This is a genomic window from Sphingomonas sp. PAMC 26617, assembly GCF_000242835.1.
Taxonomy (GTDB): domain Bacteria; phylum Pseudomonadota; class Alphaproteobacteria; order Sphingomonadales; family Sphingomonadaceae; genus Sphingomonas.
Genome location: NZ_JH594425.1, coordinates 1,079,026 through 1,103,730, shown reverse-complemented (window position 1 = coordinate 1,103,730; position 24,705 = coordinate 1,079,026). Strand labels below are relative to the sequence as shown.

Here is a 24,705-nt window from a genome sequence, read left to right as displayed (position 1 = left end):
GACCCGTTCGCGGCGATGCCGTTCGGATGAGGAATGTCCGCCTGTTCGCCTTGCTTCTCCTCGTCGCGCCCGGTGTTGCATCGGCGGCGACGGGGCGCTCCTATGTCGTCACCGACTATGACCGGATCCGGATCGACGGACCGTTCGACGTTGCGCTGACGACCCGCACCGCGCCGTCGGCGCGCGCGGATGGCCCGGCGGAGGCGAGCGACACGATCGATATCCGGGTCGAGGGGCGGACGCTCGTCGTGCGTGCGGGTAGCCGGGGCTGGGCCGAAGTCCCCCGGCGCGGGACGGCGAAGTCCCTGGTGATCCGGCTCGGCGTTCCGATGCTGCGCGGGGCGACCGTGGTCGGCGGCGGGCGGCTTGCGGTGACAGGGCCGTTCCGCGCGCAGCGGATCGACCTGCAGGTCACGGGGAGCGGATCGATCGAAGCGCCCGGGCTCGATGGCGACGAACTTAACGCTACGATGCTCGGATCGGGCGCGATGACGCTCGGCGGTCGCGGGGGGCGCGTACGGTTGCTGACCAGCGGGACCGGGGGGATCGACGCGACGGCGCTGCGCAGCGACGCGCTGACCGTGCGGCTCGACGGATCGGGGACGGTGACCGCGACCGCGCGCTACACCGCCGATGCGACGAGTACGGGGCTTGGCGCGGTGACGATCTACGGCAAGCCGACGTGCCGGGTTTCGAGCGCGGCGACCGGGCCGATCCGATGTGGCGCTGGTCCGGCACCGTAAGGCGGCGTCTCAGGACGTTGGATGGGCCAGCGAGGGGGATAGTCCCCGGATCGATGCGCCTCAGATCAGTCCCAACGCCGCCAGCTTGCCGATGAGTGCCGCCGGCATCGCATCCCCCACCACCACGTCGCCGCCCAGATCCGCAGGCGCATCGCCCGGTTCGAGATAGCGCCACCCCTGGTGCGCGCGCTTGGGGCGGCCTTCGGTCAGCACCAGTGCGGGATCGATGTGGATCGCCACCCGCCCGCCCTCGGCCTCGCCGAAGCCGAGGATCGGCGAGCGCGCGACGAGCGTGTGCTTGATGATCCAGTAGAGCGACCCGCCCTTGTCGCCCTCCCGCACGATTTCCTCGTGCCGCTTGGGCAGGTAGCGCGTGGTGAGGAACACCGGACCTTCCGCGGCGCGCTGCTTGAGCCGTTCGGCGAGATGGTCGAGGCTCGTCGCGCCGAACGCAACCTTGGTCAGATGCAACATGCGATGCGATTTGGGCGCAGCGGGGTCAGCCGCCAAGCCCCCATAGCGTCGCAAGTCCCAGAAACGACAAGAAACCCATCACATCGGTCATCGTCGTGACGAACACCGCCGACGATACCGCGGGGTCGACCCCGGCGCGCTCCAGCGACACCGGCACGAGCACGCCCGCCAGCCCGGCGACCAGATTGTTGATGATCATCGCCATCGCGATCACGATCGCGAGCCCGGTATTGCCGAACGCGAGGTAGGTCCCGCTTCCGACGAGCACCCCGAGCATCGCGCCATTGGCGGCGGCGATGCGGAATTCGCGCAGGATCATCCGCGCTGTGTTCGAACTCGTCAGCTGGTTGGTGGCAAGCGCGCGCACGACGACCGCGAGCGTCTGGGTGCCGGCATTGCCGCCCATCCCCGAGACGATCGGCATCAGCACCGCGAGCAGCGCGAACCGCGCGATTTCGCCCTGGAATGCGCCGACCACCGACGCCGCGAGCATCGCGGTGCCAAGGTTGACGACGAGCCAGGTGATCCGCGTCCGCACCGTCAGCAGGATCGGTTCGTTGATGTCGCCATCGCCCGCGCCCGACAGGCGGAGGATATCCTCGCCCGCTTCCTCGGAGATGATGTGGACGATGTCGTCGACCGTGATCATCCCGACCAGCCGCCCGCCGGGATCGACCACCGCCGCCGAGATCAGCGCATATTTCTGGAAGCGCAGCGCGACCTCTTCCTGGTCCATGTCGACCGGGATCAGCGTCTGTTCGCGTTGCATCACGTCGCCGATGCCGATCCCGCGCGGGGTGCGCAGGATCCACGACAACGCGACCGTCCCGATCGGCTTGTGCGCCGGATCGACCACGAAGATTTCCCAGAAATCGGTGGTCAGCGCGTCGTGCGTGCGGAGGTAATCGAGCGTGTCGCCGACGGTCCAGTGCTCGGGCACCGCGATCAGCTCGCGCTGCATCAGGCGGCCGGCGGATTCCTCGGGATAGCTCAGCGCTTCCTCGATCGCGGCGCGATCATCGGGGTCGAGCGCGCGGAGCACTTCGCGCTGGTCGGCGGGCTCCATGTCCTCGATGATCGCGACCGCATCGTCGGTGTCGAGTTCGGACGCGATATCCGCGACCTGGCTCGCCGAGAGCGAATCGATCAGATCCTCGCGGACGTAATCGTTCATCTCGGCAAAGACGTCGCCGTCGAGCAGGTCGGTGATCGCACTCGCGAGCGCAGCGCGGCAATCCGCCGGGGTCAGCTCGAACAGATCCGCGATATCGGCGGGGTGGAGCGGTTCGACGAGCGACCGGGCCGTTTCGGCGTCGCCCGCCTGCACCGCGTCGATCACCGCGCGGACGAACTCGGGCTTGAGCCGATCGTCCTCGTCGAGCTGGGTCGTGTCGGTTTCGGGTAGGAGCTCGGTCTCGCTCACGGGTGGACCTCCTGTTGCCCTCAAGCCGCTCGTCTAGCCCGATATGGGAACAAAGCCAATCAGTGGCGATTTGCCTCTGCGGCGGTGCATCGCTACGGCAGCGTCAGTCCCAATTCAGGAGCCCAACATGGCCGATCTTCCCGAAAACCTGACGCTCACCCTCGACGGCGGCGACGTCGTGATCAAGCTGCGTGGCGATCTCGCGCCGCAGCACGTCGCGCGTATTGCCGAGCTGGCCAATGACGGCTTCTACGACGGCGTCGTGTTCCACCGCGTCATCCCTGGCTTCATGGCGCAGGGCGGAGACCCCACCGGCACCGGCATGCACGGTTCGGACAAGCCCAACCTGCCGGCCGAATTCTCCAAGGAGCCGCACGTCCGCGGCGTCGCGTCGATGGCGCGCACCAACGATCCGAACTCGGCGAACAGCCAGTTCTTCATCTGCTTCGACGATGCACGTTTCCTCGACGGTCAGTACACCGTGTGGGGTCAGGTGACGTCGGGCATGGAGCACATCGACGCGCTGCCGAAGGGCGAGCCGCCGCGCGCGCCGGGCAAGATCTTGAAGGCGACGGCTGCTTAAACCTTACTAAAGCCCCTCCCCCTCGGGGGAGGGGTTGGGGTGGGGCAGTCCAGCAGGGCCACCTCTCTGCGAGGCACTTCCCCACCCCCAACCCCTCCCCTGAAGGGGAGGGGCTTTAGAAGAAGAATCTACACACTCGGATCGGCGATCGTCGCGATCAGCCAGTCGTGGAACAGCTTGACCGGTTTCTGCAACAGCGCCCGCGGGCGGCACGCGAACCAGTAGCTGTACGGGCTCTCCACCGAAATATCGAACAACCGCACGATCCGCGGATCGTTGGCATCGGCGAAATGGCTTTCGTGCATGAAGGCGATGCCGAGCCCCTGCGCGGCCGCCTCGAGCATCAGCGCGCCCGAATCGAAATGGTCGACCGCGAGCGGTTCGAGATCGGTCAGCCCCGCCGCCGCACGCCATGCGCTGAACGTGTCGGGCATCTCGCGGTGGACCAAGGCGGTCAGCCCGGCGAGCTGGTCCGGCCGCACGACCGGATCCGGCCCTTCGATCAGCGATTTCGCCCCGATCACATAGACCTGGTTGCGATCGAGCCGTCGCGAATAGAGCGCGGGATCGATATCGCGCGCCAAGGCAATGACCGCGTCGAGCCCCTCACCGAGCCGCGAGATGTTGTGCGTGCTCGTATCGATGTCGAGATGCAACTCGGGATGCCGCGTGCGCAATTCGCCGAGCCGCGGGAACAGCCGTTGCGATGCGTACAGCGGCAAAATGCCGAGCCGCAGCCGGAGCACATCGGTATTGCTCGTCATCACCTCGACCGCGTCGGACAATTGGTCGAGCGCAGGCGCGATCTGCTGGAGCAGCCGGTCGCCATCGGCGTTGAGCACCACTGCCTGATGGCGGCGTTCGAACAACGGACGCCCGATGAATCGTTCGAGCGACTGGATCCGGCGGCTGAGCGCCGGCGGCGACAGGGCCAGTTCCTGCGACGCCGCCTTGATCGACCCGGTCCGGGCGACCTGGACGAACGCTTCGATCGCGGTGAGTGGCGGTAATCTCCGCATGAGGAGCCTTTCCCAAGCCAAATGGTGCGACGCACCATGTTGCTATCGTTCAATTACAGAATACGCGACACGCGCAATCGATAGCGACGATTGCAGAAAGCGCAATCGTCTCCAATCCTTTCGCACTTGCAACATAATCCCGGTCCGGGCATTTAGACGGTGCCTTTCAGGCATCCTCTCCTAAAACTTTCAAGGCCGATCCTCCGGGGTCGGCCCTTTTTTTGTCCGTCGCGGATCGGGCGCAGATGCGGACCGTCCTGGCGCGCGCCCTCGTATTCGCGGAACCGACCCCCTATCTCGCGCGCTCATCAGCGGGTTTCGTGAGGGAATGACTATGGCGGACGCCGAGGCGCCGATTCGGAAATTGCAGGTTGCCAATGCCCGCGCGGAGGATAGCGGGCGGGGGCTGGCGCATGTCCCGCGCTCGATGCTCGCAGCGCTGGGGATCGGCGAGGGCGACGTGATCGAGATCGTCGGCAAGTCGACCACGCCCGCGCGCGCGGTCGCGCCTTATGCCGAGGACGAGGGGCTCGAGATCATCCGGATTGACGGGCTCCAGCGCGCCAATGCCGGGGTCGGCTCGGGCGACTTCGTCGAGGTTCGCAAGATCGAATCGAAGCCCGCGACGCGGGTCGTGTTCGCACCCGCACAACAGAACCTGCGATTGCAGGGTTCGTCCAATGCACTCAAGCGCACTTTCTTCGGGCGGCCTTTGTGCCAGGGCGACGTCGTCGCTACCGCAGGGCAGCAACGCGTCGACAACATGCCGCCGGGCGTCCAGAACATGCTGCGCGCGCCCGCTTATGCGCTGCAGGAGATCCGCCTCGCGGTCATCTCGACCGTCCCCAAGGGCGTGGTGCATGTCGACGAGACGACCGAGATCGAGCTTCGCCCCGAATATGAGGAGCCGAAGGAAGCGCGCCGCGCCGACGTCACCTATGATGACATCGGCGGGATGGGGCCGACGATCGACCAGTTGCGCGAGATGGTCGAGCTGCCGTTGCGCTATCCCGAGCTGTTCCAGCGCTTGGGCGTCGATCCGCCCAAGGGCGTGCTGCTGCACGGGCCACCCGGAACCGGCAAGACCCGCCTTGCGCGCGCGGTCGCCAATGAATCCGCGGCGGAGTTCTTCCTGATCAACGGGCCCGAGATCATGGGCTCGGCCTATGGCGAGTCCGAAGGCAAGCTCCGTCAGGTGTTCGAGGAAGCGGCGAAGGCAGCACCGTCGATCGTGTTCATCGACGAGATCGATTCGATCGCGCCCAAGCGGGGGCAGGTGTCGGGCGAGGCAGAGAAGCGCCTCGTCGCGCAGTTGCTGACGCTGATGGACGGGCTCGAATCGCGCGCCAACGTCGTCGTCATCGCCGCGACCAACCGCCCCGAGGCGATCGACGAGGCGCTGCGGCGTCCCGGCCGGTTCGACCGCGAGATCGTCGTCGGCGTGCCTGACGAGCGCGGGCGGCGCGAGATCCTCGGCATCCATACGCGTGGTATGCCGCTCGGCGACAAGGTCGATCTCGGCGAACTCGCGCGGACGACCTATGGTTTCGTCGGTGCCGATCTCGCCGCGCTCGCGCGCGAGGCGGCGATCGAGGCGGTGCGCAAGCTGATGCCGCGGCTCAACCTGTCCGAAGGCACGATCCCGCCCGAGATCCTCGACACGCTTGCGGTGACTCGCGAGGATTTCCTCGATGCGCTCAAGCGCGTCCAGCCGAGCGCGATGCGCGAGGTGATGGTCGAGGCCCCGCGCGTCCGCTGGGACGATGTCGGCGGGCTCGATTCGGCGCAGATGCGGCTCAAGGAAGGCGTCGAGCTTCCGCTTAAGGATCCCGACGCCTTCCGTCGGCTCGGCATCCGTCCGGCCAAGGGCTTCCTGCTGTACGGTCCTCCGGGCACCGGCAAGACGCTGCTCGCCAAGGCGGTCGCGCGCGAGGCGCAGGCCAACTTCATCGCGACCAAATCGTCGGATCTGCTCAGCAAATGGTATGGCGAGAGCGAGCAGCAGATCGCCAAGCTGTTCGCGCGCGCGCGGCAGGTGGCCCCGTGCGTCATCTTCATCGACGAGCTTGATTCGCTGGTCCCGGCACGCGGGAGCGGTGGTGGCGAGCCGCAGGTGACCGAGCGTGTAGTCAACACGATCCTCGCCGAGATGGACGGGCTGGAGGAACTCCAGTCGGTCGTCGTGATCGGGGCGACCAACCGGCCCAACCTGATCGACCCGGCGTTGTTGCGGCCGGGCCGGTTCGACGAGCTGATCTATGTCGGCGTGCCGGACCGGGCGGGGCGCAAGCGCATCCTGACGATCCAGACCGGCAAGATGCCGCTCGCCGAGGATGTCGATCTCGATGTCGTCGCGGGACGGACCGATCGCTTCACCGGCGCGGATCTCGAGGATCTGGTGCGGCGTGCGGGTCTCACCGCGCTGCGCGAGTCGATGTCGGTCAGCCAGGTGACGATGGCGCACTTTAAGATCGCGCTCGGCGATTCGCGCGCATCGGTCACGCCCGAGCTTGAGCGCGAATATGAGGCGATGTCCGCGCGGCTCAAGCAGGATGCGACTGCGCTACAGCCGATCGGCTTCGCCTTCCCGCCCCGCACGAGCGAGGGACCGCGCTGACGGTTCGCGCAACGCGACGCGGCAATAGACGAGGAGCACCAGCATCGCTGCCCCTGCTACAAGGTAGGGCAGCGCATGCTGGGCCTCGTACAGCCCGACCCCGATCGACGGCCCGAGCACGAACGCCGCACCGTTGATCGACGTCACCTTCCCCGCGACCGACCCCTGCGCATGATGCCCGACCGCAAGCGATGCGCCAGCGGTAAAGGCAGGTCGCGTGAAGCCGAACCCGACCGACGCGAGCGCATAGGCGCAGGCGATGCCGTAGAGCGACGTCGCCACCCCGGTCAGCGCGCAGCCGACCGCGGCGATCGCCAGCCCGACCAGCATCATCGCGCGCGGGCGCAAGTCGAGGTTGGGGATGATCCCCCATTGTACCAGAAGCGCCGCGAGCGCGCCGATCATCAGCACGATCCCGGTCGGCTGGAGCGCGGTCGCGGGGAGCAGGTGCAGCCGGTCGATGACGAGGAAGCCGATCGCCTGGCCGGTCATCGCCTGTCCGTGCCCCGCGACGAGTCCCGCGATCAGCCACGCGCGGATGCGCGGATCGCGATAGCCGACCTGTTCGGCATGCTGTTCGGTTTCGGGCTCGGTCGCGGCGACGATGCTTGCACCGCCGCTTTGCCCGCCGATCGAGGGATAGGCGTTGGCCGCGCCATGCGTCGCGGTGTCGGGGTGTAGGTCGTTGGGGAGCAGCCGCCGCACCGCGATCCACACGCCCAGCCCGAACAGCGCGAACAGGAAGGCCGGGCCGGACAGCCCGATCTCGACCCCGGCGATCGTTCCGAGCACGAGGAACGGCGCGATCGTCGGGCCGAGGATCGTCCCGAGCCCAAACGCCGAGCCGAGCAAGGTCAGCGCCTTGGTCCGTTCCTCGCGCGTCGTGTTGCCCGCGACCAGCGCCTGCACCGCCGGCGGCGCGGCGCAGCCGAAGCTGCCGTAAATCAGCCGCCCGAGGATGAAGCAGACGAACGCGGTCGTCCCGCCGATCCAGCCGTTGATCCCGGCGGCGAGGAACACCCCGCACACCAGCAGCGACACGCAGAACCCGCCGACCCCGAGCAGGATCATCGCGCGCCGCCCGTGCCGGTCCGACCGGCGGGCCCAGAACGGCGCGGCGATCACCCACAGCAACGCCGAGACCGAGAACGCCGCCGCCACCGCGCTGTCGGGGACTTTCAGGGACCGGCCAAGCGCGGGGAGCACCGATTGCAGCGCGGTGTTCCCCGCCGCGATCGTCAGCATCACCGTGAACAGCAGGCCGAACTCGCGGTCGATCCGGCCTCTGGATCGGGTTGCCACCGTCACCGCTCGGGCCCGAAATTGAGGCGCTTGGTGATGTTATAGTCGAGCACGGTCATAACGAAGAAGGCCGCGGCCTGTTTCACCCGCATCCACGGGCTGGTCCGCGCCTTGTAGAGTTCGGGCGTGATCGCCTCCGAATTGGCAACTTCGCCATCGACATAGCGGCGGACATGCGCGGCGAAGGCATGGTCCTCGATCCGCAGCATCATCTCGAGATTGAGGAACAGGCTGCGGATGTCGTAATTGGCCGAGCCGATATAGACGACGTCGCCGATCAGGAACAATTTGGTGTGCAACTTAGTCGGCTGGTACTCGTAGATCTTCACCCGTTTGCGCAGCAGCCCGGCATAGGTGAAGCGCGATGCCCATATTGCGGCGCCGTGATCGTTTCTGGAGGCCAGCACGATCCGCACGCGCCCCCGCATCCCGACTTTGTCGAGCCGCCGCAGCATCCCCGGATTGGGCGCGAAATAGGCCGAGATCAGGTCGACCTGGGTGGCGTCGCGCAGGTCGCGCTTCACCGCACGCGCCCAGGGCGACAGCCGCCGCGTCGGTCCGCCGAACAGCCAGCGCACGGTCCCCTGCGGCTCGCTCCACGTCGAGAGCGCGCGGCGCAGCGTCCGCAGCGGCGGCTTGGGCTGCCCCGCCCAGCGCGCGAGCACGTCGAAATACCCCGTGATCCGCTGCGCCGCCGGCCCCTCGACGATCAGCCCGAGATCACGCCACGCCTGTTCGGCGACGGTGCCGAAATAGCTGTCCTGGACGTTGAACCCGCCGATGATCGCGCGCGGGTTGGCGGTTTCGCCATCCGCGAGCGCGAGCTTCTGATGATTGCGGAGCAGATAGCGCCGCCCCCACCGCGGCACGAAGCGGCAGACCTGCACCCCGCCGTCGCGCAGCGGATCGAAGAAATCGTGCGCCGCCGCCGCCTCGCTGCCGAGCCCGTCGACGATCAGCGACACCGCCACGCCCCGCGCGCTTGCGCGGAGCAACGCGGCGCGCACCGCTTCGCCCGCGTCGTCATCGACGTAGATGTAGAAGATCACGCGGAGCGACTGGCGCGCGCCATCGATCAGCGCGATCAGTGCCGCCAGACGGCGCGGCCCGGTATCGAGCATCGTCAGCCGGTTGCCCGCCACGGAGAACGTCGGTTGTGGCGCGGGTTCGGTCATCGCAGCGCGTGATGCCGCCAAGCGGCAGGCGCTGCAAGGCCTTCGACCCGATATCCGTCCACGCAAATCAAGCAATTGACAAAGAATAACAAAGACATAAGCTTGCAATGCTGCGAATCTTCCGCTGGTCGTGCTGCGTAACAGTAAATCTCGGCTGCGTCTTGTAGCACGGAGTGTTCCTGCTAGGGCGGCGGGCGGGGGAGTTGCGTGGCCATGTATTCTAATTTGTATGGCACTGCGTCTTTTGGCCCCGCCACACAGCGGGAAACGAAGAATCATCTCTACGGCTTGTGTGCCGCCACGCTTGGCATTGCGCTGTTGTGGTATGCCGTCTGGACGATTTTGTGCGCCTCACTCGTTCTTTCTCACGTCCATTACGCTTATCTGCTCTGGGCACCCATTGTGCCAACGATCGTGACGCTGGCGGCCGCGTATTTCTACGGTCACCGTATCGTTCGGTGGTATGACCGGGACGATAAGGCGCCGCTGGTGTTGGCGCTCCCGCGGCTGACCGCGTGGGACTGGTCGTGTGTCGCGGGCGCGTTTGTTGTGATGGCGGTTGCCGCGGATATCGGAATGCGGGTGCCGACGGTGTTCGCCGTATGCACCGCGGTGTGCCTTTGCTCGACCGTGCTGTGGAGCGTCCACCGCCGCGCCGGTACCGTCAGCGTCCTCGCCGCACCGGCCGAGCGGCCCGCGCTGAACCTGCTGCGGCTCGCCGTGCTGGCGACCGTGCTCCTGGCATTATATTATTTCGCTGATCGGTCCGACGCGGACGATGCCAACTACATCAATCTCGCGATCGGCGCGAAACGGACCATGGGCGCGATCTTTCAGTTCGATACGATGATCGGGGACGGGCCCAACCTGCTACACCTGCCGACCTACAAGTTTCATTCGTACGAACTTCTCGGCGCGGTCCTATCGTCTTACTGGAACGTCAGTGCGATCACGGCGATAGAAGTCTTTCTGCCTGCCGTGCCGCTGATGCTGACGGCGCTGTTCCTGTTCACGGCGCTGGAGCCGGTCATCGGCCGCTACTGGTTCGTCGTGGCATTATTCTATGTTGCCACCCTTTTCTTCAACGACGTGACCTACGCAAGCTGGGGCATTCATGGCATCATCCGCTACCAGCAGGGGAAAGGTTTCCTCGTCACGGCCCTACTGCCGTTGATCGCTGCGTTGACGGCGCGCTGGTTCGTCAGGAAGCAGCCCGTCGACCTCGTCGCGCTGGCGCTCGCGAATGTCTGTGCGGTCGGGTTCAGCGCCAACGGCCTGTATGGCGGTCCGGCTGCGAGCGGATTTGTCGCGATCGCGTTTCTCGCCAGTCGGCCGCGCTCGGCCGCCGCATGGAAGCAAACGATCGCATTGGCACCCACGATTGTCTGGCCGGCCATCGTTGCGGCAATCATCATGGTCCGACATCTCGCCTTGCCGTCCGAGCAACTGAATGTCGGAGTACCGATCAATATGCTCAACTACGTGACCGGTTGGGGCGTCGAAGGCCGCCTGCTGATCGCGTTGATCGCCGTTACCCCGCTAGCGGTCCTGCGATCGCGGTTCGCGCATCCAGCATTGCTCTACGTGCCATGCGTCCTGTTGCTCGTGCTCAACCCGCTTGGCACTGCCGCGGTCAGCGCGGTCACGGGCAATCTGGGGTTCCGGATTTTCTGGTCGGTTCCGGCCCTGCTGCTGGTCGCGCTGCTGATCGTCCGTCTGCTGTTGCTCGCCGGGGTGCGGTCCGAGCGGACGCTTATCGGGATCGCGACGCTCGCGCTTGCGGGCTCCATCGCGTCCATCGCGATTGCGAATGCGTCGGCAACGCGCATCGCCTGGCACGCTCCTTCGATCAAAGTGGACCTCGCCGACTGGGCGACCACTCGGAAGCTTGCGGCGATGACCGCAGCGCACTGCCAGATCCTCGCACCTGAGCGCTTTTCCGCGTTGATCACGCAAATGGAGGAGGCGCCGTACCCGGTGTTCGCGCGGCAGCTGTATCTGGTGCACTACCGTTTCACCTTGCTCCCCGCCAACCTCGCGATGCGCGAGCGCTTGCGGCGGATCGTGGAGGGGGCCGAACCAATGCCAGTCCCGTCGGCCCGGGCGATCGCTGCGCAGGGGATCCATGTCGGGATGATCGCCGTCGCCGCAAACAGCGCTGCACGCGTCTCAGCGCAGAGCTTGGCAACGGTGCTGGCCTTTCCGGGGCCGCGCCGGACGGGCGACGTCATGATCTGGAACGGTTCGTGCCACAGGAGTCCCCAATAGCACCGAAGCGCGCCGCGAACCCGATGGCGGGCTAGGACGGGAGCGGCCGATTTTCTTGACTCCTGTCGGGTTGCCGCCTAAGGGATCATCTTTCCGAATACCGTCGTTTGCGAAGGAAGCCATTCATGGCGCGCGTCACTGTCGAAGATTGCGTCGACAAGATCCCCAACCGGTTCGATCTCGTCCTGTTCGCCGCCCAGCGCGCGCGGGCGATTTCGGGTGGTGCCGACCTCACCGTCGATCGCGACCGCGACAAGAACCCGGTCGTCGCCTTGCGCGAGATCGCGGAAGAGCGCGTGCGCCCGGCGCATCTGAAGGAGTCGGTCATCAACGGTCTCCAGCGCGTCCAGGTCGACGACGAGGACGAAGCGGATGCGGTCGGCAGCCTGTCGGCATCGGCCGAGGCGCTCCGCCTCACCGCCGCCGCCCCGCCGCGGAACCAGAATCTGGGTGCCGACTACGAGGGCTGAGGCCTTTCTGAGCGGAGTTTGACCCCGGCGTTTGTGCCGAGGGCTTCGACTTCGCTCAGCCCGAACGGGTGTGGTGGTCTCGTCCCGCCGGTTCGGGGGACTGCAGTTGCGGCGTGCTTGCCTGCCCCCACCGTTCGCCCTGATCGAAGTCGAAGGGCCTGCGCCGCGACCGCTTCGAATCGGCGACGTTGGTGATTAAAACCTTCCCGCCCGTTCCGCGCAGGTTTCTCGCCTACGCTCGAAACGAACGGTCAGCTTGTAGGCTAAACCCTAGCCCTCGACCTTCCGCCCCTTGAACCCCTGCGCCACCACATACCATTCCGACGATGCCTTGCGGCTCGCAGGTGGCTTGGCGTGCTTCACCGTGGTGAAGTTGCGCTTCATCTCCGCGACCAGCGCGGTATCCGCGCCGCCCGCGAACACCTTGCCGACGAACGCACCGCCCGGCTGCAGGACGTCGATCGCGAAATCGAGCGCGGCCTCGACCAGCCCCATCGTGCGCAGGGCATCGGTCTGCGGGTGGCCGACGGTGTTCGCCGCCATGTCCGATAGCACCAGATCGGGCGCGCCGCCCAGCGCCGCCATCAGCCGCTCCGGCGCGACATCGTCCATGAAATCGAGCTGGAGGATCTCGACCCCGTCGATCGGATCGACCGGGAGCAGATCGATCCCGACGATTGCCGCCTTGGGCACTTGCCGCCGCACCACCTGTGCCCAGCCACCCGGCGCGATCCCGAGATCGACGACGTGGCGCTTGCCTTTCAGGAAATCGAACCGCTCGTCGAGCTCGGACAATTTGTACGCCGCGCGGCTGCGGAAACCGTCCGCCTTGGCGCGTTTCACATAGGGGTCGTTGAGCTGGCGCTCTAACCAGCGCGTCGATTGCGCGGTGCGCTTGCGCGCGGTCTTCACGCGGACGCGAAGTCCGCCGCCGTCTTTGCTCACGAAGAACTCTCCATCAATCGGCGCAAGATGCCCTCGCGAATGCCGCGGTCGGCGATGCCCAGCCGTTCGGCGGGCCACAAATCCAGGATCGTCTCGAGGATCGCGCAGCCCGCGACCACGAGATCGGCGCGTTCGGTCCCGATGCACGGCAATTGCGCGCGCTGGTTCAGGTCCTTGCTCGCAAGGTCGAGGCTGATCCGCCGCATCGCCGCGGCAGGCACGATCAGCCCGTCGACCTGCGAGCGGTCATAATGCGACAGCCCGAGGTGGACGCTCGCGAGCGTCGTCACCGTGCCCGACGTGCCGAGCAGCCGTGGCACCGCGATTTCGCGTGGCAGCCGCGCCGCGAACCCGGCCATGCTCTCGGCCACCAGCGACCGCATCCGCGCATAGGCCGCGGCGCGCCCCTCGGGGCCGCCATCCGCGCCCGGGGGGCCGTGCCCCGCGCTCTCCGTCAGCGAGACGACGCCCCACGGCGTGCTGTGCCAGTCGAGCACGCGTGGGGCCTCCCCGCGCGTATCGACCAGCACCAGTTCGGTCGACCCGCCGCCGATGTCGAACACCAGCGCGGGATCGTCGCCCGGCTCGATCAGCGCATGGCACCCCAGCACGGCGAGGCGCGCCTCTTCCTCGGCGGAGATGATGTCGAGCAGGATTCCCGTTTCGGCATAGGCGCGCGCGATGAAGTCCGCGCCATTCTCGGCGCGGCGACAGGCTTCGGTCGCGACCGCGCGCGACAGCGTGACGTTGCGACGCTTGAGCTTCTCCGCGCAGATCTTGAGCGCGACGATCGTCCGGTCGATCGCGGCGTCGCTCAGCCGGCCCGATTTGGCGAGGCCTTCGCCCAGCCGGACGATCCGCGAAAACGCGTCGACCACCGCAAAGCCGTCGCCCTGCGGCCGCGCGATCAGCAGCCGACAATTGTTGGTGCCGAGATCGAGCGCGGCGAAATGCCGGGAATCGCGACCCCGCGGCGCGGTGCTTGCCGGATTGCCGCCGGGCTTCCTGCCCTTGGCTGGCTTGCCACGGACCTCGCGGCCGTGGGTCGGCGCCGAACGGGCAGGGCGGGCCTGCCGGACCGGCATATCGGGTGGAACATCCCCCATGCCGTTAAAACTCGCTTATTCTGTTCTGCCGTCGCGGCGTGCGCGGATCCGCGCGCCGTTCGGTGCTTTGAGGTAACGCTAGCGCAGCGATGGCGTTGCAGCAAGCGACGCGACGCGGCGGGGACGCGCGGAATCGTCCCCCCGTCTGTCCCAGCGGGGCAGGGGCGGGCCGTCCTTTCCCCAAAACACCGGGTGCGAAAGTCGCGCGCGCGGTCTATGTCGCACGACCAGCGTCCGAACCTGCTGAAAGATCGCATCGTACATGATCTCCTTCCAACCGCTGATCGCCCGCGCCCGCCGGAAGCTGCTGCACGGCCAGCCGCTCGAGGCTGTCGCGGACAAGACCGAGACCTGGGCACCGGGGTCGACCTCCGAATATCGCCCGATCATCCAGTTGCCCGACGAGGGCGAGCGGATCATCGCATTCGAGAAGCCATCGGCGAAGGACGAATATATCCGCTTCTGCAGCAGCGGGGCACTGACGCATAAACCGACGCTCGCGCATCATTACAAGCGCGCGACGATCGCCGACGGGATGGTCTTCGCCAACGGGTCGATGAAGGCGTTCAACGATCATCCCGGGCGCAGTCCGGTGATGCGGCGCGGCGTCGGAGAGCATCTGCGCGATCAGATCCTGGCCACCAGCTGGGTGACCGAGACCTATTTCGGCCATTGGGTAACCGACGGGCTCGCGCTCGAACTGCTCGCCCAGGATCGCCCGGAAACCGCGCTCGGCGTGGCGCGCAAGCCGTGGGTCCACGAGCCCGGATATCGCACGCTGGTCGACCTGCAGCTGCACCGGACCGCATTCGCCGAGGTCGAGGGGCTTTGGATCGTCAACGACGAATCGCTCAACCAGCGGCGGACGGATCGATTCCGCACGCTCCGCCAGCGGATCCGCGCGGGCGCGACGAACGACCGCAGCGGCGCGCCGGTCTTCATCCTGCGCGATGGCGGCGCGGCGCGGCCGCTGCTCAACCAAGCTGCACTTGCGGACTTTTTGGCGCGGCGCGGCTTCACGATCCTCTCGCCCGAGGCGGAAAGCGTCGACGGCCTCGTCGCCGCCTTCCGCAACGCGCCGCTGGTGGTGTCGGTCGAGGGGTCGGCGTTGTGCCATCCGGTCATGGCGATGCCCGAAGGCGGGACGATCCTCGCGATCCAGCCGCCGCGCCGGGTGACGTGCATCCAGAAGAACAATACCGATTGGGCGGGACTGCGGATGGCGCATACCGTTGCGGACGATGCCGGCACCGGGTTCACGCTCGACGAGGACCGGCTGATGCGCATCCTCGACCTGATCGATCGTTCGTGATTCCCGGGAAAGCCGATTAAGTCGCACCCCCGCGCGCCGAAACGGCTTGACCCTCGGAATGCGCGGCCTTAGAGCGCACGCCTGCTGATGCCCCGTCGTCTAATGGTAAGACTGCGGTTTCTGATACCGCCTATTGAGGTTCGAATCCTCACGGGGCATCCAGCCAGTCGACGTTAAGACGTTGATCTAATGGAAATCTTCTGCGCTGAATTGGTCAGCGATCCACCATTCGTTACCACATCGCGCCACGGATGACCGCGAACGATGGCGAAAGTCTGCGTTCACTCTGCGGTCTTACCGTTGCCGAATCGCCACCAAGCCCTTGATGGCTCAACGGTAGGAACGGCGGAGACGCTGTCGTCACCCGGGCGCTGCATGTGCCCGATAAGTTGCGCAACCTCGAACGACTCCAAGTCTAAATATGTCGGGGCAGGCACGTCGATCATAGGCCTCGGAGTTTGCTCGTACCAGGACAGCGCCACCCCCTCCTTCTTGCGCTTACCCTTCTGAAAAATGTCGCGGTAGCGATACGGCGATATGCCGAGGAAAGGCATGAAGGAGACGCGGGTCGTACTCGACCGTTCGATCTCGATCTCATGTTCATGAAGCTCCTTCGCCTTACTCTTAGGATAGGGCTCCATATAAACGACCTTTGCAATCCCGGCGGCAAGGACATGCTTTGTGCAATTATGACATGGGAATGTCGTGCAGTAGAGCGTCGCGCCCTTTACCGATCGGCCTAGCCGTGCCGCATCACAGATGGCGCACATCTCGGCATGAACAACCCGTCCATATTCGGTAAGATCGGTAATCGACGCGCCGTGGAGCGCGCCTGTCCCGGCAGGTGGGTTATCTCCCGACGCCTTCTTTATTAGCGCGTCGACGATCTGAGACGAGCTGCCATGTGCCTTAGCCTGATCCGAAAGCATGCCGGCCCGTTCGAGACGTTCCAGCAGGTCCCTAATAACCTCCCGTTTCAGAACGTCATTTGGATCGTGGCCAAGTTTTACATCGCGGTAGTCGGGATCTTCACCGTCCCAGTACGTTCCGCCGAATGCCTTTGGCACCTCATTGCACCCTTGGGTGATCAGCTCGCCATCGTTAGTGAAAATCGCTGCGCCTACCTGTCTTGAAAGATCGCTTGACCGTAGAGCCGCCGACTTCGCCGCATACATTCCGTATTCGGCCTTCGTCGGAGCAATATCGGTGCGTCCGAAAAGCGCCTCAACGAAGCGAACGGTTTTGGCTTCCATCTCCGCCTTGTTGATACCGTCGATGAAGACGTCAGCTAGATGGAAAGTTTCTCTCAGGTGCTGCCCGTGCGCATCTCCGCCCTCGTTCATATCTCGGAACATGAGGCCGTCAGCCTTAGCGCTGATCACATGATCAAGGACGTCCAGATGAAGGCTGCGCTTTAGTTTCGTTTCAATAATGCGCTTACGGCTCTCGGCAGACCCATAGGCAGAAATGAGGATAAACTGTCGCCCGTAGACCCTGCGCAGAAGTTCGACTTCGTCTGGCCGTTTCAGTTGGCGTATGATGTAGGCTGTCTTCGGCATCACCTTGAGCGGCCGGAGTTCACCCGTCTCCCCGCGCATCGTGGCCACATCAGCGGGGCCTTCTGGGCTAGCCGCCAGCGCCCTGTGATTCATGATTGCTCGGATGGCCATCCGCATAAGGGTATCGGGTGCTTTATGTACTCGGCAGACCGCGCTGGCGTGGTCCATCTTGTACATCATCAACGCTTCGTAATCTGGGTTTTCCGGTCGCGTGACCTCTGTGAGTTCGCTTTTGATCTCGTCCGTTATGCGGATTGGGATCGTCTTGTAATCGACGGCATCGAGCGCGTGCTCGATTGTTCGGGATATTTCGTCAATATCGATACCGATTGGACCTGCGATGCCGATTACGAGTTCAGGATAGCGAGTGGCGTTCGACTCAACCGGCATTCAGAACCTTCCCTCAATCTTTGCTGGCGGAAGGAACGCGGATAAGGCATCCAACGCAAGCGGATTTAGGGGAGAAGATTGATGGCCGATAGAGACCAACGGACGTTACTCGTCGTTCACGAAGTCTCCCGTACCGCCAGCAGGCTCGCCCAGCGCATGGGCTGTGAGTACGTTCTTGACGGGAAATGGCGCGACGCCCTCAGCGAGAGCGACGGGCGGTACGCAGCCAAGGCCGCTGCTCGGACGCCTGCATAAGACAAAAGACAAGGGCGCGGTCTGATGTGACCGTGGGCGATAGTAATTCAGGCGTTACGAAACGAACATCGCCTCGACGATCGCCTGCATCAGCACCCCGCGCGGCACGGGCACACTCGCCGACACGTAACCGGGATTGTGGGCGCGACGGACGCCGTAGCGCTTGAGCCACTCTCGTCCGTGCTGACGCCACGCGCGCTGCAGCGGCACAACAGGCAGCAAATAGCAGACGCCGCTCGGTGCGTAGGCATAAGCGATAAAGTCGCAAGCCAGCGGCTTTTGCACCCATCCCGGGACACGCCGAGCTTCGTCGCTCCACTGCTCCAGCAGAATGTCGGACCAATCGGCGGTCCGAATCTTCTCGTCGACCGTGTAAGTCCTGCCGGACGCCATCGTCAGAACGCGATCTACGCCTCCGCGTTGCGCCCATCCATCATCACAGACCGGTACGGCGGACGCGAGCCCGGGGAATGCACGCCGGTAGAGTGGCAACCACCAGTCTGCATCCCGATACTCGTCCGATAAAGCCAAGCTGTCGGCGAAGTGATGCATGCGTGGCGAACCCGCGGACCGACGATCACGGGCCGCAGGTTGCCGGCTTATCATCGTGCCTCCAGCCGCAACCGGTTTGGGCGCGTTAGTCGTAGGCTTGTTCGCGGTCGTGGCCGTCCTCCCAATCGTCGTTGAGGTCCTCGAGGTCCGGATCGCCATCCAACTGGTCCAAGCGATCGATGAGGTGCGTCGTGAGCCTGGACAGCGAAGCACGGGGCAGTGATGGTATCTGCGCCAGAAGGCGCTCTAGTCGCGTGCTATCGGTACCGCGCGTCCATGGACGGGTGCGTGGTCTACGCCATAGACGCGCATCGTGAGTGCGTGGGCGAGCGGTTGCCGATGGGTATGCCATCAGTCCGTCTCCCCACCCTGACGGCGCTCGATAGTCCCGCGAAGCGCTTCAATCCGGTCAGGCTTACCGATGATCTGCGCCATGACGGACGTCAGCTCATCGGCAGGACAGTCCTGCACGCCAAGCCACAGCTTCCGGCCCGACGCGAGGGCGTAGCCGCCGCCGATCGCAACCAGCGCCGATAGCCACGCGCTGGGGTCGAAGCCGAAAGAGGTCGAAGCCCCTGCCTCTTGGATGGGGGTTGCCATTTCAACAGGCCCGATCCGAAAGTTGCTGTTGAGCGCGCAGAAAATCGAATTGCTCTCCAATCGTCATGCGGCTGCATTGGAGAACGGTGAGCGCTTGCACCGAGAGCTGATCGCCAGCCGCAACGGACGGCGCCAAACGTTCAACGATCTTCAAAAATGCGTCCTCTGGAACCGTCTGTAGGAGCATGCTCACGAGCAGCAGTTCGGGGGTGACAGGCATTTGTCGAATGATGTCCGCTTTACGCATTGCCTCCCGTTGCTGGGGGTGATGGTACTGCCCGGGCCAAGGACACGCTTCACGCAATGCGCCCCGGGCAGCGCGTGAGGCACGATTGTACTGCTGTTGGACCTGCCGGGGGGCTGCCGTGGGCAGCGCTACGACGTTGGGGCTGGCGAGAGCTGCTTTCGTGGCGCGGGCCATGCTCAAGCCTCCCGTGCTGCAAGACGGGCAACGTCAGCGGCAATCATTATCCCGGTGCCTTCGTTGCCCAGCGAGTCCCATTGCATAACCTTCGCCATCTTGGCGTTGAGGTCCGCGATCGAGACGCACGGGAACGCAATCACAGCGTCGATTGCGCGGGACAAAGCGTCGCAAAGCGCGTCATCCTGTTCGCACATCACGTCGATCATGCGAGTGCTTCGAAGCTGGTCGATCTTACGTGACCGCCGCCAGTGACCCGCGAGAAAGGTGCGAGCATCCTGAACGTAATCCTCGGTGCGTGACCCACCGCTGACAGCCTTCGCGATAGAAAACATCGACACGTCGTCAGTACTGTAGCGGATCTGCTTGCCGCTCATATCGTCAGTGCCCATCATCGTGAAATGCGGGAACGCCTCGCGTTCTTTCAGCCATGCCCGTCGCGCTGGTTCGTAAACCTCGCTGGAGTACTTGTCGGACGCGTTCTCTGCGGCATGCGCTTCGTCGATCAGGCGGGCCAGATCTGGGGAAACGCCAGAAGCGGTGGCAGTAAGGGCCGCAACGGGGGCGGCTGCGGCAACAGTGACCGCGGCGAAACCCAGACCGATCGCTCCAAAGGCAGCGCGGCGAGTGGTAGACCGTGAATCGACGGCGTCTTCGGTATTGGCCGGACGCACGGGTGCCGGTAAGCTAGTCGAAGCCATTATTCGTCTCCTCAACAGACGGTTGTGGTCAGGTCGGATCGGGAGGGCTCAATCTCCCGGTTCGACCGTCTGATCCCTTTGGTATCAGCGTTTATGCTGGCGTTCAAGCACTATTTGATGCTAAACGTATCAGTATGGTTTCACCCGAACAAAGTCGTGCAGCTCGAGCTATGCTCGGGTGGACTGCCAACGAAATGGCGGCGGCGGCCAAGATCGGGATTGCTACAATGAAGCGTTTCGAGTCCGGGCAGGGGGTGCAGGAGGCCACCACAACTGCTATCGCCACTGCTCTGGTGAATGCGGGCATCGAATTAATATCGCCTGGCGATGCGTCGCTTAAAGGCGGGGCCGGAGTAAGATTGTCCGACCCCGCATAGGGTCTACCGCTCGACTTTGTGCAGGGCGACGTGGCAGGGCGTGCAGAGCGCCTTCATCCAGTGCCAGTCTTCGCGATCGGCGTGACCCTTTGGAAGCTCGTGATGAGCTTCCTCCGACGATGCTTCGTTGCAAGCTTGGCAGACCGGGTGAGCGTCTAGGAACAGGCCATTGCGTTTTTGACGCGAGTTCGGCTTCGACGTGCGGGGCTTCGCACGCCACAGGACGGTGTTACTCATTTCTATTTTTCCTCCATCTTCGTTTGAACACTTCCGCCGACCGCTAGCGCACTCTGAAAGGCTGGTCGGCGCACGACGACGAAGCTGCCGGAGGGCCGCCAAGGTTTGCACGATCCTGAATTAATGCCGTGTTTGCCCCCCATTGTGGGGCAAGGTCGCGATACATTTCGGTCGCTCATGTCCGAGCCGTAAGTGTCGAAGCTGTGGAGGCAGACCATTGCTGCTAAGGAGGTCCCAGAACCGAACTCCCTAGGGGGCGATGGCCGCAACGGACCATGCACGGCTAAGACGCCGCATGGCGTTTGTCCCAATATCCGCGCGCAAAATAAAAGGACTTAATATGATCCGATCCGAACTCGTTGAGGCAGTATCAGCAGAGAACCCCGACTTGCCACTTCCGCAAATTGAGATCCTTGTGTCCGCTTTCTTCGACACGATCACTGCGCGCTTGGTCGACGGCGGGCGTGTCGAGATCCGGGGCTTCGGAACATTTAGCACTCGCGACCGCGATGCTCGTGTTGGCCGCAACCCCGGTACCGGCGAATCGGTAGAGGTCAGAGCCAAGCGGCTACCCCACTTCGTGCCAGGAAAGGACTTGCGAGAGCGCGTCGCTGATCTGAAGGCTTAACTCATCGCCGAGGACGGAACGCCACCGCCTCCAGAGCCGTTGCAGCGGCAAGGAGAGCAGCGATGTCCCATAATGACGAGCACACCGAGACGCAGCCAAGCCCGAACCTTTCGACCGAGCCGGGTAAGAAAGGCATGGCGGAGAACGCCGCCACTGAGACACAGCCTGCGCCGAACCTCTCGACCGAGCATCAGAAGGAAGGCGACGCCCGAAGCCCGAGCGACACTTTGGATCGCGGGCAGTAGGAACTGTCGCAAGGTTGGGCGCGGCTTCCGAGCTACCGCTGCGTAATTTAGGGCGTTCCTAGTTCGCGCCCTCTCGAAGGAGAAACTTATGAACCCGAACCACATCCCAGGTAACGAGCCTGACGCTAACGACATGTCAACGGAGCCGGGTATTGGGCTGCCAGACGAGACGACCGATAAAGGCATGCCAGATGAAGAGGCTGACAATTTAGGCGGCTTCGCCTAATCCGCTGGCAGGCCCGAACCGATGAAACGGTATCGAAACCTGTTTTCCATTCATGGCTATCGCCGCCGCAATGTTCGATCAGGTAAGCGAAGCGTTGCGATAACTTGCAGTTGGGCGGCGAGTGGCGCGCAAAGCAGAGCTTCGTATGCCAAATCAACCAACAGACTTTCTATCGCAATATGTACGCGGCACGACGCCCTAGCCGTTGTCCGCGGACGAGCAGCAGATGTCAGTAATATCTCTCTGCGTCGGTCTTCGCATTTTCGGCAATCGCGAACGGTGAGAAACCTGAGAGAGACGTTAGCTGCGGTCGTTTTTCTCAGCTTGGCTACAACGATCGTCTTTGTAGCTGCTTCACTCGCTACATATTGTCTCATGCTGGGGTGGCTGTCCGCTACCAGCCTAATGAGCTAGCGACCGCAACAGTTCGTAAGACTCGTGTGGCTCAGGCGCGATGCTACGTGCATCGCTGCCAATTAGCGCGCATCGTCCATAATAGGGCCTTTTCGGAGGAACGAACATGCATGGAACTTGGCGTCGAACTGATCAGATCGTCACCCAGCCTTATGGCGACGGCGTAGCAGAACTTGTCTGTCCAAGATGCGGATCGCTCGGACTGCATCACGCTCAGGTTGTTGTCTATGATCGAGCGGAAGATGCACCAGAGGTGACGATAACCACCGTCATTAACTCCGGCTGTGAGGTTGTTCCTCACTCGCAAGGGACCGAGAACCCAAGCAGCCGACGCGATGGCATAGCTATTCGCTTTTGGTGCGAAGTCTGTGGCCAAGATCCGATCGATCTGACGCTCGGCCAGCACGATGGCGGCACTCAGATCGGTTGGCGGTTCATACCGGACAAATAGCGGACGCTGATAACCGCGATTGTCTCCTCGTCGACAAAAAGCTTGAACACGGTAGAAAGCCGCCAGCCCGTCGGACTGGCGGCTTTTTTAAGTTTGGCCTGATTAGGCGTACGCGACAGTCGTCTTGATCGACTGGCGGCGACGAGCGGCAAACCCAATCATGCCAAAGCCGGCGAGCATCATCGCCCAAGTGGCTGGCTCCGGAACTGCACCAGTTGGGGCCGAGAAAGTGGCAGACATAGAGGGATTGACCGACAGCCCCTGCCAGCTTGCTGCAATCCGGTCACCGCTGATCGCTGTGCTAGACAAACCGATCGTATCGTCCGTTACGGTCCAGCCTGCAAAAGCATCCGCATTCGTCAAATCGATGAGGGCGGGGCCGTTAAACTCTCCGTCGGAGAAAGTGAAACTGTCACCAGGGCTAAGGCTTACGCTGTCATCGTTCAGGGTAAAGACGCCGTAGTTACCTATTGAAGCAATGGTCTGTCCCGCACCCGTATAAACTGTTGTTTGCGGTCCGCCATACGGGGCACTGAGCGACGGGAAATAATACTGAATGCTGACAAGGTCGCCTACCGTCAGCGCCGCGTTTGCGGACGACGCGGAAAACGCGGCCACCGAGGCCATCGCGAGCGTGAGAAGCTTGTTCTTCATTGGATAATCCCCTTCTGGCAGCGTTCACTCGCCGCCTAAATTCAATGCTAGCAAACCCTATGCCAGTGGCAGTTTCACGTGAAATCGCGGTTAATATTTTTAGTAAATGTATCCGTTTGCTTACACTGCGTCGCGCATTAAAGTTAACGTGGAGGGGGCCATTAAGACTTAAGATGTCGTACATAATTTCACAGATAATATGAAAAATCAAAACGATCGACGCCTTTACACGTAGCGGGGCACCGTGATGTCGGTCGACGCAAAACTGATCGTTCTGCCGTGTACCGCGGTCCGGGCGTTGTTGCGGTGACGGAATCGTCTAAACCTTACGAGCCGATTGTAGTTCGGCGCAGACATACGGACAAACACATGACCACGAAAACGACCGCTGTCGAACTGGCGGCTGAGATGACCATCGCTTGGCTTAGCAATCCCAATAACCGGGCAACCGTCACCGATGTGCCGGTCATACTCACGTCGATATATGACGCTGTTGCTAGGTTGTCGTCGGGGGGCCTCGAAGGCGGTTCGAAGTCCGACATGTCCGAATATCCGCCAGCCGTGTCAGTCCGAAAGTCGCTTGCCAGCAAAGATCACATCATCAGTATGATCGACGGCAAGCCGTACAAGGCGCTGCGGCGTCATTTAACGGCCGCTGGTTTGACCGCCGATCAATATCGGGAACGATATAACCTGAAAGCTGATTATCCAATGGTTTCGCAAAGCTACAGCGAGGTCCGTAGCGCAATGGCTAAGAAGATTGGCCTCGGTCGGAAACCAGGTCCGCGGCTGACAACCGCCGCCGAAAAAGTCACCAAGTCGCCGTCGGCTAGCCCGCGCCGTAAAGGCTAACGTCGCCGGGTCCGTCGAAACAGAGCATTCTATGATCGCCCCCTTTCATAAGGGGGGCGACTTTGACCAACCCGGACGCCTTGAGCTTGGAGCTCTTGGTGGCGCAGCTGTGCAACGTCTGCGGCTACCAAACTCAGAAGGTGAGGCTGGGTCTAGCCGTCGTTGTGTGTGGCCAGGGGCAACAAAAAAAGCGCCTGTCGCGTTAGTACGGTCGGCATGCGTGCCGACGTGGAGGTGTACCGATGACCCGACCCGCTGGATTCTTGCCGCGTACTCAAGTCGAGAAGGCGGAACATGCGCAGCGTGGAGATCGAATAGAGCCCTACGGATCGCCACGAAAAGTTTGGGTCGAGGACGGGCATGTCTTGGTCGAGGGATACGACGGAAAAATTGTAAGTATGACGCCGGAGGTTGCCATAGACTTGGGTCGCACGATTAGCGAGGCGGGAACTGAATCCCTCATCAACAAGGTTATGGAAAAGTCGATTGATTAATTTTGATTGTTGGTCAAGCGACTGATCACTCGTTGTTCGTAGTACGGCGAGCATGGCGCCGATCAAGATAACGGAATACGCATCGTTATGGCGACATAACTGTATTGCCATTAGCGGTTAACAAACGATAGCTCCCCAAAAAGCAACCGCATTTTCGTCAACGATGGCCCTTCCTTGACTAGAGGAAGGGCCATTGATTGCTAGATTAGCAG

24 protein-coding genes and 1 tRNA gene are annotated in these 24,705 nt (G+C 63.4%); 11 read left to right on the top strand and 14 right to left on the bottom strand.

Going from position 1 to position 24,705, the window contains the following annotated elements:
• Positions 1-26 precede the first annotated feature (26 nt).
• A complete protein-coding gene (locus RH91_RS04700) occupies positions 27-743 on the top strand; it encodes a head GIN domain-containing protein (protein ID WP_010161419.1) in 717 nt (238 codons plus the stop codon).
• A 60-nt stretch (positions 744-803) separates the two neighbouring features.
• Here the strand turns inward: RH91_RS04700 and RH91_RS04695 are convergent, their stop codons facing one another.
• Positions 804-1,217: a DUF1489 family protein gene (locus RH91_RS04695; RefSeq protein WP_010161418.1), complete on the bottom strand. Its 414-nt coding sequence runs from the start codon at positions 1,215-1,217 to the stop codon at positions 804-806.
• Positions 1,218-1,242: 25 nt separating this feature from the next.
• Positions 1,243-2,640: a magnesium transporter gene (gene mgtE / locus RH91_RS04690; protein WP_010161417.1), complete on the bottom strand. Its 1,398-nt coding sequence runs from the start codon at positions 2,638-2,640 to the stop codon at positions 1,243-1,245.
• A gap of 127 nt (positions 2,641-2,767) precedes the next feature.
• Here mgtE and RH91_RS04685 point away from each other — a divergent pair, with 127 nt between their 5' ends.
• Complete coding sequence (locus RH91_RS04685; RefSeq protein ID WP_010161416.1) at positions 2,768-3,223, top strand: peptidylprolyl isomerase; 456 nt, start codon at positions 2,768-2,770, stop codon at positions 3,221-3,223.
• Between the two features lie 128 nt (positions 3,224-3,351).
• Here the strand turns inward: RH91_RS04685 and RH91_RS04680 are convergent, their stop codons facing one another.
• On the bottom strand, positions 3,352-4,242 hold the full coding sequence (locus RH91_RS04680; protein WP_010161415.1) for a LysR substrate-binding domain-containing protein: 891 nt from the start codon (positions 4,240-4,242) through the stop codon (positions 3,352-3,354).
• A 334-nt stretch (positions 4,243-4,576) separates the two neighbouring features.
• Between RH91_RS04680 and RH91_RS04675 the strand changes: the two genes are divergently transcribed.
• Positions 4,577-6,859 carry a CDC48 family AAA ATPase gene (locus RH91_RS04675; RefSeq protein ID WP_010161414.1) on the top strand — a complete coding sequence of 761 codons (2,283 nt, stop codon included), beginning with the start codon at positions 4,577-4,579 and terminating at the stop codon, positions 6,857-6,859.
• Here the strand turns inward: RH91_RS04675 and RH91_RS04670 are convergent.
• Both RH91_RS04670 and RH91_RS04665 read right to left on the bottom strand, forming a co-directional pair.
• A complete protein-coding gene (locus RH91_RS04670) occupies positions 6,806-8,167 on the bottom strand; it encodes an MFS transporter (protein ID WP_010161412.1) in 1,362 nt (453 codons plus the stop codon). The genes RH91_RS04675 and RH91_RS04670 overlap by 54 nt on opposite strands.
• Entirely contained in the window at positions 8,164-9,336 is a 1,173-nt protein-coding gene (locus RH91_RS04665) for a phospholipase D-like domain-containing protein (protein ID WP_010161411.1), read from the bottom strand. Before RH91_RS04665 ends, RH91_RS04670 begins: the two co-directional genes overlap by 4 nt.
• Positions 9,337-9,738: 402 nt before the next feature.
• On the opposite strand from RH91_RS04665, the gene RH91_RS04660 reads away from it, so the two are divergent.
• Positions 9,739-11,604 (top strand): hypothetical protein, encoded by a 1,866-nt coding sequence (locus RH91_RS04660; RefSeq protein WP_010161410.1) that lies wholly within the window; start codon positions 9,739-9,741, stop codon positions 11,602-11,604.
• A 125-nt stretch (positions 11,605-11,729) separates the two neighbouring features.
• Entirely contained in the window at positions 11,730-12,074 is a 345-nt protein-coding gene (rpoZ, locus tag RH91_RS04655) for a DNA-directed RNA polymerase subunit omega (protein ID WP_010161409.1), read from the top strand.
• Positions 12,075-12,344: 270 nt separating this feature from the next.
• On the opposite strand, the gene RH91_RS04650 is transcribed toward rpoZ, so the two are convergent.
• Together RH91_RS04650 and RH91_RS04645 are read right to left on the bottom strand one after the other, a co-directional pair.
• On the bottom strand, positions 12,345-13,019 hold the full coding sequence (locus RH91_RS04650) for an RlmE family RNA methyltransferase (protein WP_010161408.1): 675 nt from the start codon (positions 13,017-13,019) through the stop codon (positions 12,345-12,347).
• The gene (locus tag RH91_RS04645; protein ID WP_232283409.1) at positions 13,016-14,125 is read right to left on the bottom strand and encodes a Ppx/GppA phosphatase family protein; all 1,110 of its coding nucleotides are present in this window, start codon (positions 14,123-14,125) and stop codon (positions 13,016-13,018) included. Before RH91_RS04645 ends, RH91_RS04650 begins: the two co-directional genes overlap by 4 nt.
• 262 nt (positions 14,126-14,387) lie before the next feature.
• Here RH91_RS04645 and RH91_RS04640 point away from each other — a divergent pair, with 262 nt between their 5' ends.
• A complete protein-coding gene (locus RH91_RS04640) occupies positions 14,388-15,437 on the top strand; it encodes a glycosyltransferase 61 family protein (protein ID WP_010161406.1) in 1,050 nt (349 codons plus the stop codon).
• Between the two features lie 88 nt (positions 15,438-15,525).
• Positions 15,526-15,599 (top strand) — tRNA-Gln (locus RH91_RS04635).
• Positions 15,600-15,718: 119 nt separating this feature from the next.
• Here the strand turns inward: RH91_RS04635 and RH91_RS04630 are convergent.
• From RH91_RS04630 to RH91_RS22245, 6 genes are all read right to left on the bottom strand, one after another.
• Positions 15,719-17,386 carry an anti-phage dCTP deaminase gene (locus tag RH91_RS04630; protein ID WP_010161405.1) on the bottom strand — a complete coding sequence of 556 codons (1,668 nt, stop codon included), beginning with the start codon at positions 17,384-17,386 and terminating at the stop codon, positions 15,719-15,721.
• 309 nt (positions 17,387-17,695) lie between these two features.
• The gene (locus tag RH91_RS04625) at positions 17,696-18,193 is read right to left on the bottom strand and encodes a hypothetical protein (RefSeq protein WP_232283408.1); all 498 of its coding nucleotides are present in this window, start codon (positions 18,191-18,193) and stop codon (positions 17,696-17,698) included.
• 351 nt (positions 18,194-18,544) lie between these two features.
• Positions 18,545-18,793 (bottom strand): hypothetical protein, encoded by a 249-nt coding sequence (locus tag RH91_RS04620; RefSeq protein ID WP_010161402.1) that lies wholly within the window; start codon positions 18,791-18,793, stop codon positions 18,545-18,547.
• Between the two features lies 1 nt (position 18,794).
• Positions 18,795-19,040 carry a hypothetical protein gene (locus RH91_RS04615; RefSeq protein WP_029623605.1) on the bottom strand — a complete coding sequence of 82 codons (246 nt, stop codon included), beginning with the start codon at positions 19,038-19,040 and terminating at the stop codon, positions 18,795-18,797.
• Between the two features lie 176 nt (positions 19,041-19,216).
• On the bottom strand, positions 19,217-19,915 hold the full coding sequence (locus RH91_RS04610) for a hypothetical protein (RefSeq protein WP_157136857.1): 699 nt from the start codon (positions 19,913-19,915) through the stop codon (positions 19,217-19,219).
• Positions 19,916-20,295: 380 nt separating this feature from the next.
• The gene (locus tag RH91_RS22245) at positions 20,296-20,529 is read right to left on the bottom strand and encodes a hypothetical protein (protein ID WP_157136856.1); all 234 of its coding nucleotides are present in this window, start codon (positions 20,527-20,529) and stop codon (positions 20,296-20,298) included.
• 340 nt (positions 20,530-20,869) lie between these two features.
• Between RH91_RS22245 and RH91_RS04600 the strand changes: the two genes are divergently transcribed.
• The 3 genes from RH91_RS04600 (at position 20,870) to RH91_RS23040 (ending at position 21,628) form a co-directional block, all read left to right on the top strand.
• Positions 20,870-21,157 carry an HU family DNA-binding protein gene (locus RH91_RS04600; protein ID WP_010161398.1) on the top strand — a complete coding sequence of 96 codons (288 nt, stop codon included), beginning with the start codon at positions 20,870-20,872 and terminating at the stop codon, positions 21,155-21,157.
• Between the two features lie 62 nt (positions 21,158-21,219).
• The gene (locus RH91_RS04595; RefSeq protein ID WP_010161397.1) at positions 21,220-21,402 is read left to right on the top strand and encodes a hypothetical protein; all 183 of its coding nucleotides are present in this window, start codon (positions 21,220-21,222) and stop codon (positions 21,400-21,402) included.
• An 88-nt stretch (positions 21,403-21,490) separates the two neighbouring features.
• Positions 21,491-21,628, top strand: coding sequence for a hypothetical protein (locus RH91_RS23040; protein WP_157136855.1), 138 nt, complete (start codon positions 21,491-21,493; stop codon positions 21,626-21,628).
• 967 nt (positions 21,629-22,595) lie between these two features.
• On the opposite strand, the gene RH91_RS23035 is transcribed toward RH91_RS23040, so the two are convergent.
• The gene (locus tag RH91_RS23035) at positions 22,596-23,147 is read right to left on the bottom strand and encodes a PEPxxWA-CTERM sorting domain-containing protein (RefSeq protein WP_010161396.1); all 552 of its coding nucleotides are present in this window, start codon (positions 23,145-23,147) and stop codon (positions 22,596-22,598) included.
• 369 nt (positions 23,148-23,516) lie between these two features.
• Here RH91_RS23035 and RH91_RS04585 point away from each other — a divergent pair, with 369 nt between their 5' ends.
• A complete protein-coding gene (locus tag RH91_RS04585; protein WP_010161395.1) occupies positions 23,517-23,999 on the top strand; it encodes a MucR family transcriptional regulator in 483 nt (160 codons plus the stop codon).
• Positions 24,000-24,705 lie beyond the last annotated feature (706 nt).

Bases quoted from the DNA above. Each gene is read 5' to 3' on its own strand.
- RH91_RS04630 (WP_010161405.1), bottom strand. From the start codon at position 17,386: ATGCCGGTTGAGTCGAACGCCACTCGCTATCCTGAACTCGTAATCGGC.
- RH91_RS04695 (WP_010161418.1), bottom strand. From the start codon at position 1,217: ATGTTGCATCTGACCAAGGTTGCGTTCGGCGCGACGAGCCTCGACCAT.
- RH91_RS04680 (WP_010161415.1), bottom strand. From the start codon at position 4,242: ATGCGGAGATTACCGCCACTCACCGCGATCGAAGCGTTCGTCCAGGTC.
- RH91_RS04625 (WP_232283408.1), bottom strand. From the start codon at position 18,193: ATGCATCACTTCGCCGACAGCTTGGCTTTATCGGACGAGTATCGGGAT.
- RH91_RS04595 (WP_010161397.1), top strand. From the start codon at position 21,220: ATGTCCCATAATGACGAGCACACCGAGACGCAGCCAAGCCCGAACCTT.
- RH91_RS04615 (WP_029623605.1), bottom strand. From the start codon at position 19,040: ATGCGTAAAGCGGACATCATTCGACAAATGCCTGTCACCCCCGAACTG.
- RH91_RS23040 (WP_157136855.1), top strand. From the start codon at position 21,491: ATGAACCCGAACCACATCCCAGGTAACGAGCCTGACGCTAACGACATG.
- RH91_RS04685 (WP_010161416.1), top strand. From the start codon at position 2,768: ATGGCCGATCTTCCCGAAAACCTGACGCTCACCCTCGACGGCGGCGAC.
- RH91_RS22245 (WP_157136856.1), bottom strand. From the start codon at position 20,529: ATGAGTAACACCGTCCTGTGGCGTGCGAAGCCCCGCACGTCGAAGCCG.
- RH91_RS23035 (WP_010161396.1), bottom strand. From the start codon at position 23,147: ATGAAGAACAAGCTTCTCACGCTCGCGATGGCCTCGGTGGCCGCGTTT.
- RH91_RS04645 (WP_232283409.1), bottom strand. From the start codon at position 14,125: ATGGGGGATGTTCCACCCGATATGCCGGTCCGGCAGGCCCGCCCTGCC.
- rpoZ (WP_010161409.1), top strand. From the start codon at position 11,730: ATGGCGCGCGTCACTGTCGAAGATTGCGTCGACAAGATCCCCAACCGG.
- RH91_RS04640 (WP_010161406.1), top strand. From the start codon at position 14,388: ATGATCTCCTTCCAACCGCTGATCGCCCGCGCCCGCCGGAAGCTGCTG.
- RH91_RS04620 (WP_010161402.1), bottom strand. From the start codon at position 18,793: ATGGCAACCCCCATCCAAGAGGCAGGGGCTTCGACCTCTTTCGGCTTC.
- RH91_RS04700 (WP_010161419.1), top strand. From the start codon at position 27: ATGAGGAATGTCCGCCTGTTCGCCTTGCTTCTCCTCGTCGCGCCCGGT.
- RH91_RS04610 (WP_157136857.1), bottom strand. From the start codon at position 19,915: ATGGCTTCGACTAGCTTACCGGCACCCGTGCGTCCGGCCAATACCGAA.
- RH91_RS04600 (WP_010161398.1), top strand. From the start codon at position 20,870: ATGATCCGATCCGAACTCGTTGAGGCAGTATCAGCAGAGAACCCCGAC.
- RH91_RS04675 (WP_010161414.1), top strand. From the start codon at position 4,577: ATGGCGGACGCCGAGGCGCCGATTCGGAAATTGCAGGTTGCCAATGCC.
- RH91_RS04585 (WP_010161395.1), top strand. From the start codon at position 23,517: ATGACCACGAAAACGACCGCTGTCGAACTGGCGGCTGAGATGACCATC.
- RH91_RS04665 (WP_010161411.1), bottom strand. From the start codon at position 9,336: ATGACCGAACCCGCGCCACAACCGACGTTCTCCGTGGCGGGCAACCGG.